9 protein-coding genes are annotated in these 13887 nt (G+C 33.4%); 5 read left to right on the top strand and 4 right to left on the bottom strand.

From position 1 onward, the window contains the following. The first annotated feature begins 4 nt into the window (after window positions 1-4). Complete coding sequence (locus P163_RS08630; RefSeq protein ID WP_034889651.1) at window positions 5-898, top strand: helix-turn-helix transcriptional regulator; 894 nt, start codon at window positions 5-7, stop codon at window positions 896-898. On the opposite strand, the gene P163_RS08625 is transcribed toward P163_RS08630, so the two are convergent. Together P163_RS08625 and P163_RS08620 are read right to left on the bottom strand one after the other, a co-directional pair. Beyond that, window positions 895-1248: a cyclic-phosphate processing receiver domain-containing protein gene (locus P163_RS08625; RefSeq protein WP_034889648.1), complete on the bottom strand. Its 354-nt coding sequence runs from the start codon at window positions 1246-1248 to the stop codon at window positions 895-897. The two genes, P163_RS08630 and P163_RS08625, sit on opposite strands and share 4 nt — an antisense overlap. Further along, window positions 1223-2932, bottom strand: a complete 1710-nt coding sequence (locus P163_RS08620) for an AAA family ATPase (protein WP_156100675.1) — start codon at window positions 2930-2932, stop codon at window positions 1223-1225. The genes P163_RS08625 and P163_RS08620 overlap by 26 nt, the downstream gene beginning before the upstream one ends. Before the next feature lie 446 nt (window positions 2933-3378). Here P163_RS08620 and P163_RS08615 point away from each other — a divergent pair, with 446 nt between their 5' ends. The 4 genes from P163_RS08615 (at window position 3379) to P163_RS08600 (ending at window position 7647) form a co-directional block, all read left to right on the top strand. Next, window positions 3379-4020, top strand: a complete 642-nt coding sequence (locus P163_RS08615) for an EcsC family protein (RefSeq protein WP_034889646.1) — start codon at window positions 3379-3381, stop codon at window positions 4018-4020. Between the two features lie 43 nt (window positions 4021-4063). Beyond that, entirely contained in the window at window positions 4064-4501 is a 438-nt protein-coding gene (locus P163_RS08610; protein ID WP_051931190.1) for a hypothetical protein, read from the top strand. 118 nt (window positions 4502-4619) lie between these two features. After that, a complete protein-coding gene (locus P163_RS08605; protein WP_034889642.1) occupies window positions 4620-6578 on the top strand; it encodes a DUF2779 domain-containing protein in 1959 nt (652 codons plus the stop codon). A 280-nt stretch (window positions 6579-6858) separates the two neighbouring features. Then, a complete protein-coding gene (locus P163_RS08600; protein ID WP_034889639.1) occupies window positions 6859-7647 on the top strand; it encodes an EcsC family protein in 789 nt (262 codons plus the stop codon). Window positions 7648-7702: 55 nt separating this feature from the next. Here the strand turns inward: P163_RS08600 and P163_RS08595 are convergent, their stop codons facing one another. Continuing rightward, window positions 7703-10771 carry a type I restriction endonuclease subunit R gene (locus P163_RS08595; RefSeq protein ID WP_034889636.1) on the bottom strand — a complete coding sequence of 1023 codons (3069 nt, stop codon included), beginning with the start codon at window positions 10769-10771 and terminating at the stop codon, window positions 7703-7705. After that, window positions 10764-13862 carry a sacsin N-terminal ATP-binding-like domain-containing protein gene (locus P163_RS08590; RefSeq protein ID WP_034889633.1) on the bottom strand — a complete coding sequence of 1033 codons (3099 nt, stop codon included), beginning with the start codon at window positions 13860-13862 and terminating at the stop codon, window positions 10764-10766. The genes P163_RS08595 and P163_RS08590 overlap by 8 nt, the downstream gene beginning before the upstream one ends. Between the last annotated feature and the right edge of the window lie 25 nt (window positions 13863-13887).

Raw genomic sequence — 13887 nt, 5'->3', positions numbered from 1 at the left:
AATCATGTCCGTACGCCAAACAATAAAAAGATATACAAAGATCATTTCACTTTTAAGAAGAAGACCAATGAGTTTTCAAGAAATTCAGGATGAAATGTTGAATGATCCGGATGCAATAGAAGAGAAATTACAAACCTCTCAACGTACCTTACAAAGAGATATCAAAGCAATTGCTTCTATTTATGAAATAGAGATTGAATCAGATTCTTCCAGCAATAAGTATTACATCAAAGATGATATTGAAGATATACAAACGAAAAGACTTCGAGAAAATTTTGAGATCGTTAACGCCATAAAAATGTCTAAAGGTTTTGGAAATACATTAATTTTCGAAAACCGAAGACACCTAGGGACAGAGCACATGGCCGGTTTGATCCATGCTATTCAAAATAACATTTTTGTAGAGTTTAATTACCACAAATTTTGGGATGGATCTCATAGCATTAGAAAAGTAAAACCGCTATCATTGAAAGAAGCAAGGAATCGCTGGTATTTGATAGCTATGGATGAAAAGGATGGTACTATCAAAAACTTTTCTTTAGACCGCATTCAGGAACTAAATATCACGCTTCTCAAATTTAAACCTGTAAACTATAATGCTCACAAAGAGTTCAAAGAAAGTTTTGGGATTATCAACGGAACTGATGAAAAGGCAATTGAGGTAATATTATCCTTTTCGTTACAACAAGGAAGATATATTAAATCTCTACCCCTTCATGACAGTCAAAAAATAATCCTTGAAAATAAGGAGGAGATTAGATATAGCTATTATATAAAACCTACTTATGATTTTAAAATGGAGCTACTTTCTTATGGAGATCAAGTAAAAGTAATCCAGCCCGTAAGTCTGAAACAAACTATAATGGAAAACTTAGAAAATGCCTTAAACCTCTATTAACAATAGGTCTTTTGAAATCTTATCATAAAGTTTCGTAACAATCCATTGATATTAACCTTACCAACCGGGTTTGCGCTCTGACATCCCCATATTGGAGGTAATACTTTATGATCTAAGCAGTATTCAACTAACCATTTGGCGCAATCATATCCAGTAGGCTCGTTTTCCCCTAGGTCATGATCAAAACAAATAGCATCTGGCAATCCATTTTTTTGAATCCAGCAAACAAAATCTTTCTTGTTTTTTACCCAGCTTACTTCTACCTCTTTTCCAATAGGACTATAAGCCAGCCAATCTAACTTAAGTTCTAATGGGTCTCGTATATCATCGAGCCATAGAAGTTCTTTCATTTTTATTATTTCGGAATCCTCGGATTGTATTTTTCTTCCCTTTAAAATTCGTTTCTGAATTAAATTCAAACTTTTCCTGATTACAAAACTCCAGAATCTTTTTGAATTCAATTTTTTCATCGTTAAGGATTTCATGCATTAAAATCTTACGGGTTATATTATCTATTTCACCACCAGATAACTGAAAACTTTGTGCTAATTCCAAGTATTGATTTGGAGACAGGAAATCTAACTTTTGCTGCCAAATTTTCTCTCTCGCGATTAATCCTGGACTTTCTATCTGAATTTTAAACAAAAATCTTCTCTCAAAAGCGGAATCAAGATTTTCTATCAAATTGGTGGTCGCTATAAAAATGCCTTTAAAATTTTCAAGCTCTTCCAGAAGTATATTTTGAATGGTGTTCTTTGTTTGATCTACATTAGAATCTGAATTTCCAGTTCGCCTTGATAATATCGCGTCTGCTTCGTTAAACAGTAATATTGGAGTCATTTCCTGTGAAGTCCGTATCCCTTCGTACCTCGTGAAAATTTTCTTTATTAGTTTCTCACTATCTCCAAACCATTTAGATTTTGTCTCGCTTATATCAACCCTCATAAGATCCCTTCCAGTAGTTTTTGCCATTTGTAAAACCCCCTCCGTTTTACCGGTTCCAGGTGGTCCATAAAAAATACAATTTAATCCAATAGGCAGACTTTTAGACTCCAATAAATCCTGAATTTCGTGAAACCTTTTTGCTTCAAGAGCTTTGGAAAGTAAGCTTATACTTTGGTTTTCTTTCTCATTATAGTATAGTGATTTGCTACGTATTTTCTCACAGCTCACAATATCCTTTTTATCAATCTCACCTATTTTTATCCCCTCTTTTTCAAGAAGACCTCTACCCTTTTCTGAAAGTTTCAAATCTGAATCATTAAAGAACGTGGCTTTTTCAAGTTCTATTAAGTTTTTCTTAATCAATTCATTATCGCCTGAAATTAATTTCTGACTAAATTGGATTCTATATGGGGTATTTTTTATAATACCTTCCAAAGCTACAGACATAAATACTGTTTCAGATCCTGTTATAGTTTTCCATAATACATAAAGTAATATTCCTTTGTCGATGTTACTTAATTTGAACTCGTCAATGTTTTTTATAATTGGGAAATCACCATACCTTTCAAGCAATTCATCAGTTCTCATGAATAGTTCAAAACTTGATATTTCTTCTTGATTATGCTGTGCAGAAAATTCATAGATTTTTTCCAATACCTCAATAGCACTTTTTATTACATTTATCTGGGGCTTTAATGGGAATTCATTATTTATTACTGCCTCTTGGATAGCATCTGAAATAATAAATTGATGAAAGGTCTTACCAAAATTTCCCTTTTCTTTTTTTTCAATTATCAACTGCTTTTCCTGTAACGATTTAAAGAAGCTAGCATAGGGCATCAAATCGATTACATTACATTTTAAAACTTTGCTAATTGAAGAGAAAGATGCAGTTGAATCTTCCAAATTTAGAGTGAAGATCATAGAAAATATAAAAGCTTCCTCTTTTGATAGCTTAAGTTTGCTTGAAAGATATTTTAACTCTCCATCTATCTTTTGAAAGACCTGAGCGGACAATTTACTTTTCACCGAAGTATTGTATACTTCAGAAATATTATATAGTGTGTGATTTTCGAAATGTGTATTCATTCTACTATTATTTACAGCAATAATAAACAACACGGATGACAAGGCATGACGCTCATGATTGTCACAAACATTATTAAATAATAAGGCTATGAGTTTGCGAAAATACTAGGAGATCAATACTCTGATGCAAATCCAATTTTCGATAATTAAGCTGAGATTTTTTTTGATTTCTAGGACTCTTTACTTCTTCATGATGGAATACTGATTTTCTCTTAAGAGTAAGAGCCAATCTAACTTTAGATATTATCCAATTCTGAAATGTTTTATCTAAAAATTTGTGAGATAATATGCTGAACCACACTTTAAATTTTAACGTTTACTAATCAAATTCCTACGTTTACTAAACGACTTCTAATTGGTTTAACATAAAATTTACATTTAATAAAAATTATAGTTGTGATTTTTTAATAATCTTATAAAACAATTAATTGCTTTAAACCCAAATTATGGAACTAAAAACAAAATCTAAAAAAATAGATCAAGGAATGATTATGAAAGCATTAGATTATGCTTATGATAAAGCTATAAACGGAATTCCAGGTTTTGATTCAGCACAGGAAATGGCCGAGAACTATATGAGTAATTGTAATGATCAAAATAAAAATTGTGATTCGTTAATTAGATGGCAAAATACTAAAGCCGGAACAAGTGGATTTCTAACAGGTTTGGGAGGGCTTATAACAATGCCTGTAGCGATTCCGGCAAATTTAGCAAGTGTTATGTATGTGCAAATAAGGATGATTGCCGCGATAGCGTATATGGGTGGACATGACTTAAGAGACGATAGAGTAAAGTCACTTGTGTTTGTTTGTATGGCTGGAAACGGAGCTAAAGATATTTTAAAGGATATAGGTATTGTTGTTGGACAAAAATTAACGCAAAGAATGATATCGAATATTTCAGGTAAAACTATATCTGCAATCAATCAAAAGTTAGGTTTTAGATTACTAACTAAATTTGGACAAAAAGGAGCAATAAATCTAGGTCGAGCAGTACCTTTAATTGGTGGTATTATTGGTTTAACTTTTGATAGTGTCACTACAAATATAATTGGGAACACAGCTAGAAGAACTTTTGTTGAGGCGTAAAATAAATAAGTTGCAATCTGAACTTCAAATTATAATATTTTAAATGCATAACCTAAACCGCCCCTACCATCGTGCAGAGATAGACTTATTATTCACTAAGGCTAAAGCGAAAATGCATCAAAAAGCCCTGGAGAGAAGTGGAGATGGTAAAGCGTTATACACTGATTGCTACACAGGAAAAATATTACGTGGTGGTGATCGCTATGATTATGAACATATCCGCTCTTCTGAAGCAATATTTGTGTCACTTCGCGATCGCTTAAGTAATTTGGAAATTGCAGAGGTAGTAAATTGCCCTGAAAATGTAGCAGTCACTTTACGTATTATTAATCAGTCGAAAGGAAAAATGAGAATGGAAGATTGGATATCAAACCCCATGAATTGTTCTAAAAACGGAATAAACTTTGAATTAACTAAAAATGTTATAGCTGAAGCTGATAAAGGAATTCAGAAGAAAGTAAAGGAAATACTGTCAAGGTAGTTTCTTGTTTTATATTATCATAAAATTCAAATTATGCATAGTTTTAACTCAATAATATTTTGAATTGTAATGATCCTTACAAAGTATTTAAATTGAAATAATCCAAACAGCACCTACTTTGAAAAACCCACGTCTCCTTACCAAATCCCGCTTTAAACTTGCCTTAGATTGCCCAACCAAGCTCTACTATACCCGTAAGAGTGAGTATGAGAATCAGAGTAATACCGATTCTTTTTTGGAAGGTTTGGCGCAAGGTGGATTTCAAGTAGAGGAATTAGCTAGAATGGAACATCCTAATGGGATTGCGATCACTGGAGACGACTATAACTACCAAATAGTAGTCAACAGGACTTTGGAGCTATTAAAACAAGAAAACGTAACAATTTTTGAGCCTGCTTTTCTAATCGATGGGCTTTTCATTCGGGTGGATATTTTGGTAAAAAAAGGAAATCGAATACAACTACTGGAAGTCAAGGCGAAGTCTATTAGTAGCAACTCACATAATTCATTTATAAACTCCAAAGGCAATCTGGGTGGTGGTTGGAATAGTTATTTATATGATATCGCTTTTCAAAAATATGTGATGCAGCTATGTTATCCGGAATGGGAGATAACTTCCTCATTGAAACTTGTAGACAAAGATGCCACCACCAGTGTTGATGGGTTGCATACCTGTTTTAAAATAGTTTCAAGTTCCGACTTAAGAACGGGGATCTCTAAGAAAGAAGGACTTAAAAGAGAAGATCTGGGAGACTCCATTTTATGTACTATAAATGTGGATGAAGAAATAGACTTAATTCTATCTCAAAATCCGACAGATGAAACCAGATCGTTCCCTGAATTGATGAATTATTTTCGGAAGCATTATCAAAGCGACACCAAAATATTTACTGAAATTGGTTCCCATTGTAGAGGATGCGAATTCAAACAAGACAATCCAACCACAGAAGAAAAGAGTGGTTTCCATGAATGCTGGACCTCACAATTGCAACTTTCTGTTTCGGAAATTAATCAGCCTAAAGTATATGATGTCTGGTTTAATCCTGCTAAAAAAGTATTGGAAGAAGGGAGGTTCTTTATGCATGAATTATCAGAGAACGACCTCAACATTCGCCCGGAGGCAGGAAAAATAAGCAGGTCTGAACGGCAATGGTTGCAAATTGAAAAAACGATAAATAAAGATCAATCTCCTCATTTCGACTTGGACAATTTACGGGAGGAACTGGCATCCTGGCAATTCCCTCTCAACTTTATAGACTTTGAAACTACTGCCGTTGCAATTCCATTTATGACTGGAATGCACCCATATGAACAATTAGCTTTTCAATTCAGTCATCATATCGTTTTTGAAGACGGTCGCGTGGAGCATTATAATGAATATTTGAATACAGGAATTGGTGTGTTTCCCAATTTTGATTTTATCAGAGCTTTAAAAGATTCTCTTTCTATTAATGATGGAAGTATTTTCAGGTATCACAATCATGAGAATACCATTGTGAATGTGATCTATGACCAACTGCGGAATTCTAATGAAGCAGACAAACAGGAGCTTTTAGATTTTATAGAAACAATCAGTCATAATACTGGAAAATACGCAAAGGTTTGGTGTGGTGAGAGGGATATGATAGATCTTCAAAAAACCGTTGTGAATTATTATTACGATCCAATAACCAATGGATCAAATTCCATCAAAGCGATTCTTCCTGCGGTATTATATTCAAGCGACTATCTTCAGGAGAAATACCAACAGCAATTGGCAAACTTAAATCTTACAAGTAAGAATTTTGAAGCATCTCATGTGTTTCTGACAATGGAGAATGGAGTTCCAATAAGTCCATACAAAGCCCTACCTCCCATTTTTGAAGGTTGGGATAATGAACAACTGGAACAAATCGCCGATAGTCTTTCGGAAATTAACGATGGAGGAGCTGCATTGTTCGCTTATGGAAAATTACAATTCCCAGATGTAAAGCAAGAAGAAAGAGAAGCTATAAGAAATGGTTTATTGCGCTATTGTGAATTAGACACTTTGGCCATGGTGATGATCTATGAATATTTTAGAGAAGTGTGTAAATAACTCATGCAGATAAATTCCTAATCTCTGTGAAAATTGAATAAATTAATAAATGATAAATCTCTGTTTTTTACACTTCACTCATTTCCCCTAAATATTAGTCTTCAGTAAAAAAAATATGTTTTTTTTCTGGCAACTTTAAATGTTTAGACTGAATGGTATTGATCTATAAGTACAACGATAACTTCCTAAATTGGCACGGTAACTAAACCATTGTTTTTTGCTTCAAAGTAAAATTTAGATTTAAAAAAATATTTCAAATTAAACTTAACCAAAATACTCAATGAAATTACATGACTCCGATCTTCAAGAATTAACAGAAGCAAAGAAATTACTGGAAAACCCTGGTTTGGCTGCCAAGATCACAAATTATATAGGTATGCCTTTAGAAAAAGGTTTCGAATTGCTTCCAGATGACTGGAATAGTAAAATTGTAAAACTTACCCATAAAGCTATTACTAAATCCGCTGATGCTGCATTGTTCACCATGAAAAATAAACCAGGTGAAAAATCATCTAACATCTGGCATAAAACAACTGTTGCACTATCTGGAGTTGCAGGAGGTTTTTTTGGCTTTGCTGGTTTAGCAGTTGAATTACCGGTATCTACAACTATAATGATGAGATCTATTGCGGATATAGCAAGATCTGAAAACCAAAACCTAGATGATGCTGAAACCAAACTAGCTTGCGTTGAGGTTTTAGCATTAGGAGGTAAATCTGAGTCCGATGATGGTACCGAAAGTGGATATTATATAACTAGAGCATTATTAACTCAACAACTTACTTTTGCAGCAGAGTATATTGCAAAAAATGGATTAAGTAAGGAGGGCGCACCCGCTTTGGTCAAATTTTTTACAACCGTGGCAAGTAGATTTGGAATACAGGTAACAGAAAAAGTTGCTGCTCAGGCAGTACCTGTAATTGGAGCAGCTACTGGTGCAACCTTAAATCTTCTTTTCATTGATCATTTCCAAGATATGGCAAGAGGTCATTTTATTGTTAAAAGACTTGAAAAGCAATATTCTCCAGAATTTATTCAAGAAGAATACAACTTAATTTCACTCAATTAAATTCTAAAAAAATTAAAAAACCCGCTGTTGCGGGTTTTATCGTTTTAAATAATAACTACAATTGTTTACTTGAGAGACTTACCATCCTCCTCATTGAATCTATAAATGCTTGCTTAAAAGGATCATCTTTTGTGTACAAACGATAGAAATCAAGGCCTTGTTTACGATTTTTTGAAATTACCTCATCTAAGATTTTTTGAAATGCTAAATTCCTGTTTTGTTCATCAGAATTTCTTGCGACTTTAAAATCAAAATCTTTATGGGCCTGTATAGATTTTGCCACCTTCACAAACATAACCCTTTGCTCTTCCGGAGTAGCTTCCCAACCTTGAAACCAACGTTCATTAAAACTATTTATAATTAGATCTAAAGGATCTTTCTCCTCATCTGTCCCGTGAGCACCACGAGGGTTTGGGTTTAGTGGATCAACATCCGTTTCAGAATCATCTAATCCAATTACCTCATTTAATTTAACTCGCTCTAAGCCATAGGTAGATAGATCTACAGATTCTAACAATTCATCAAGTCCATCTAAAGTAGGATCTTTAATAGGCAGCTTAGGGATCAAGAATTTCAAGAACCAAAATAACTTCTCCCACTTCACAACCTCAAAAGTTAAAATGGAAGCCATCTGGCCATATATTTTCACAAACTGTTTTGCTTTAATTTTAAAATCGGCTTTATCATCATCTTCTAGTTCCAGCTCGTTAATAAATCGTTCTGCAGCTCTTTCAATGATAGGGCTTAATACTTGTGCATTTTCCTTATTAAAAAACTTTGTGGTAAAGTCTTCTACTTCATCCCATTCGTATACACCTACATCGTCCAACACTTGTTTTAACTCATGCAATACATTAACATCTGTGGCTTCACTTAAGGAAGTTGCTGTATAAAAGGGGTCAAAAGATGCTTTAATATCATCGGTAGAATTAAAAAAATCCAACACAAAAATATCTTCAGTTTTCTTGCCTAATTTATCTGCAGCTCTGTTTAACCTGGATAATGCTTGAACTGCCATAACACCTTGCAGCTTTTTATCTACATACATGGCACATAATTTCGGCTGATCAAAACCAGTTAGGTATTTATTGGCGACTACCAATATCCTGTATTCATCTTCATTAAACTTTGTGCTTGTCTCTTTTTCTGAAAAACCATTTAATCCAACTTCAGAATACTTGATACCCTTTAATTCTTTCTCTCCAGAAAAAGCGATAGCTATTTTAAATGGGTTCCCTTTATCTTTAAGAATTACCTTTAATGCCTTATAGTAATTTATAGCAGATTCTATGCTCTGAGTTATCACCATTGCCTTTGCTTTCCCTTTTAGCTTTTTTTGATTTACTATTTTAGGAATAAAGTGGTCTAGTATAATTTCTGCCTTGGTATGTATGGTTTCCTGATGCTGCTCCACATAAGCCCGTAATTTTTTTTGTGCTTTAACTGAATCAAACAAAGGATTATCTTCAATAGATTTTTCTATCTCATAATAGCTTTTAAGGGTGGTGTAATTGGCAAGGACATCTAGTATAAATCCTTCCTCTATGGCTTGTTTCATAGAGTAGAGATGAAAAGGCTTAAACTTTCCATCTTCTTGTTTAACACCAAACTTTTCTAAGGTTATGGGCTTAGGAGTCGCTGTAAAGGCTAAATAAGATGCATTCCCACGCATTTTGCGAGCTTGCATTGCCATTACGATCTTATCTTGAGCATCCATTTCATCGGGGTCTGTAATCTGCTGCCCCATTGCGCTGTTCATGCTATCGTGAGCAGATCCACTTTGACTACTGTGAGCTTCATCTATTATCACCGCGAAACGCTTGTCACTTAGATCTGCAATCCCATCAATAATAAAAGGGAATTTCTGGATTGTAGTGATAATTATTTTTTTGCCTTGCTCTAAACTCTCCCTTAATTCCTTGGATGAATAAGCCGGAGCTACAATATTTTTGACTTCAGAAAAATCTGCAATGTTTTCACGTATTTGCTTGTCTAACAAACGCCTGTCTGTAACTACAATTACCGAATCGAATAAAGGCTGTTCTAAGTTCTTACTTCCCGGGGTCTTATTATTTCTAGGGTAGGTTTCAATTAATTGATAGGCTGCCCAGGTTATGGAGTTAGACTTCCCTGAACCTGCCGAATGCTGAATTAAATAGGTTTGTCCTACTCCCTTTTCACTGGCATGATCTATTATTTTACGAACCACATCCATTTGGTGATATCGCGGAAAGAATAATGTTTTAGCTTGTAATGGATCTTTCTTTTTTCCATCCAAACGCACGAAGTGTTGAATTATATTGGCTAAACTTTCCCTTGTAAACACCTCATCCCATAAATAATTAGTCCTGTGTCCAGATTCCCCAGCACCAATTTCAGGGTTTCCCTTACCGTGTTTGTTTCCTTTATTAAATGGCAAGAAAAAAGTGTCCATCCCATTTAGTTTGGTGGTCATGTAAGCCTCATCTGTATCTACTGCGAAATGAACCATACAACGTGCAAATTGCAATAAAGGTTGTTTTATATCACGTTGAGTCTTGTATTGATGTTGTCCGTGAACTTTAGCATTTTGCCCTGTCCAAGGGTTTTTTAATTCCATGGTTACAACCGGTAATCCATTTATAAATAGAACCAGATCTATTTCTTCTCGTGGATTGTCTATAGAATATCTTAATTGTCTGGTAATGCTAAACCTATTTTTCTCAAAACTATCTTTTACCGTTTTGCTGCTGCTTGCTAATGGAAGCTGATAAAATAAGGTAAAATTCGCATCATCAACTTCTAAACCTTTACGCAGTAAATGCAATACTCCATACTTCTTGATCATCCGGTCAAAACGATTTAGGATCTTTAACTTCCAGTCGTTCTGTTTTTGTATTTTTTCTAATTCTTCTTTTTGGGTACTTTCCAAAAAGTTCCAAAAAAACTGTTCATCCAGAGCAAATTGGGTACTAAAATTAGAGGGCTGTCCAATAAAATAACCTTTTCCTGTTTGGTAAAATACATTGTGCTCTGCTACTGCCACATCATTATTACCTTCAGTCTTTAATTCTTCCAGGCAAGTGCCAGTTAAGTGCTTTTCAATTGCTGCTTCTAATGCTTGCTCGTTGGTTTGACTATGCATATACTTTTTTCTGTAAAATAATTTTCTTCAAATGATCGATAAAATTTTCAAATGATATTCCAGTTAATTTTATCCTTTCTTGTGGTATATGACCTCTAAAATCAATAAGTTTAGTATTTTCCTTAATAGCTTCAAACTCCTTATTTTCTTTTATCAAAAGTTCGAAATTATCTCCTAAGTCTGTATTTACATATACGTCTTCAGATAAATCATCAAATGAAATATTTTCGTCTACGACATTATTTCTTGACTTATAATCAGCAACATTAACAGTAATCACAGCATAATTTTCTTTGTTACTTGCACAGCATTCTGTTTGCCGCTTACTTAAAGCTACAATTCCTCTTGGATCCCATCTGGACTTCACTTCTATATAATAAATAGGCGATCCGGATTTATAAATAATGAAATCCTGCCCATCTTGTTCTTCTTCTGTAGTCAGTTCCTCATCAAATCGAGATTCTGCAATTTTAATGGTTTCTGAAAGAGATGAATCTAATTGATCCTGAATAAGATCTTGAATTTTTAAGCCAATTTCATTAATATGTATCAAATGATGCTTTTGCCTAGCTTCTTCTTTCTGTTTTTCTTTTCCTGCATTAATAAAAGCTGTTAAGTCTGATATCTCAGATAATTCTCCAAGGATATTTACCTTTTCATCATCACCAGAAAGGATCTTAAACAAACTTGATCTTGTTTTCTCAGAAGTGAATCGGGACATTAGTAATTCTTCTTTAACTTTACTAATGTTAGGCAGCCATTCTCCCCATCTAGAACCATTTTTAGATATATTGCCTATTAATTTAATAAGAAGCTGGAATTCTTCATGGCTCTCTGGAGGTGGTAGAAATTCCCTTTTACCATTTAGTTTGGTTTCTATTTCGCTTCCTATACTCAATCCGGAAATCGAATTATTGTGATCAATGAATTTTTCAAAAGTAGGAAGTAGCAACTGATCACGTATTTCTACCTTAAGTATATTAAAATATGTAGTCTTAAATTCTTCATCCTTTATATGATCCAATTTTAAACCATTTTGACTCCGAAGCTGATACGATTGATTAGGAAAACAGGATAGTTTATCAAGAAGGTTTTTCCTTAGTTCGGAACTCATATAAAGGGTAGAGACTAGACTTTCCAATTTGCCAAGGTTATCTTTAATATACTCTTTTCCTTCTGCTCTAAGTAGTATTATATATAATCTGGCTAATAACTTAAATGATGAATCATATTGTAAGTCGACTGTCGGTTTATCTATAAGGTCATTGTTTTTAATTTCCAGATCAAACTCTGACCTGAAAAAATCAACAAATTCCTTGTTGATTTTAGTAGTCTTATTTAATCCGACATAATAGGTTAACGTACTTATCAGAGAATGAGGTTTCACGAAATCAGTTTTCCAGACATCACCTGACTTCTCTAACTCAATTATAAATGAATTATTAAACTTATTCAAATCATCTTTGAAATCCTCTCTGGAATAATTACCAACACCTTCTAAAAAATAAAACTCGGGATGTAAATAGGAACTACTGACCGCACCATTGATTTCATCCATTGTTCTAATTAATGGCTCCTCAATAATTTCCCACTTAGTTAATTCACCTTGAGTCTTAAACTCATTATGAATATTAGGAAGAGCTTTTATCTCATTTATAAGGTTAGGTTTATTACAAGCCAATTTTACCAGAAATATATAACCCTTTTGAAAGTTAACTTTTGAATAATTATTATTGGTTTGGTTCCCAATTTCATTAAATATTTGCCGATAATTAATGATTGTAAAGTCCTCAATTTGCCAATTATTTATTCTTTCAGATAAATAAATGTAATCTTCGAATTCCGGAACTTCATAAAATTGAGATACTACCTTATAGATATCTTCTAAACATTCAACTCCTTGGATTAAAATATCTTCATGCAAGTAGGAGATATTTTTTAGAGACCTAAAATCATCCTTTACTTTTATTCGCTTCAGGTCTTTTAAGGCAAGTACTAATTCTAACTTTTTTTCGTATAAAAACGAGGCTTCATCTTTTTTGAACTCAATATCGATCACAGGTAGAAAATCTACTGTATCATCTAAAGATATCTTATCAATTACTAATTTGAAAGCTTTACTTAAAAGCGTATGATTCGTATCAACATCATTTTTCAACTCTAAATTTGATGATTCTAAGAATAGATAATCGCGTTCCTTATTCGGTTTGAGTTCCTTGGCATGGATCAAAAAATTTATTCCTGAGTCTGCTGTTTTCATTAAGGGGTAAAACAAAAACATTTTTGGAATATCTACAAAATTCAGTTCATTTTGAGGCAATATAATCTTCACACCATCTGACTCAATATTAAGTAATTGAAATTCATGAATTTCTTCATTAATATTTAGAACTAAAGATTCAGAAGTACTTGATTCAGATTTTTGAAATATCACCTTTTTATTTTTATTTTCAACTTCGACTCTGTTTAGCTTCGAATTAAAGGCAAAAACAAAAGGAAGTATTGAAGGAAGATAGTCGAACATGTTTTGAATAGGATTTCTTGAATCCTTATTAGCTATATATTCAAAAGAGGTAAATTCTTTATGTTCAGATAATTCATTGCCTGGTTCGTCGCAAATATTTTCGGCATTCAAATCTTGCTTTTGAATTTTAATACTAAGCATCTCTGGAGAATCTGCATTTCTATCTATTTCAAAGTCTTTAAGCTCCTTTATAAGACTACCATCAATAGAAACGCTTCCATTGATTAAAATTCTTTTACCATATACATGGGTGCTTAAAAACCCTGTTCCATACTGCCCAGTTTCTTCTTCATTGGAACCATATTTTTTACCATCACTTGATTGCTTGATGAGTGCAGTTAAGTTTCCATCATTAAAAGGTCTCCCATTATGTTCGAACTTGAAGCCTATATCCGTTTCTTTAATTCTTATGACACCTGTATTTTCTACAATATCAAGGGCATTTTGGAACAACTCCCAGATAGCTCTTTTTTCAGCATATGGAGGTTCTATTTCTCTTATTGCTGTAAAAATTTTATTTGAATGTTGTTTAAAATTTGCTTCTCTAGATTTCTGTTTATAACTCATCTGTCCTTAATGTTTATACGGATTA

Source organism: Gillisia sp. Hel_I_29, assembly GCF_000744275.1.
Lineage (GTDB): Bacteria > Bacteroidota > Bacteroidia > Flavobacteriales > Flavobacteriaceae > Gillisia.
The sequence above is the reverse complement of the archived record's forward strand: the minus strand, read 5'-3'. Positions and strand labels throughout refer to the sequence as shown.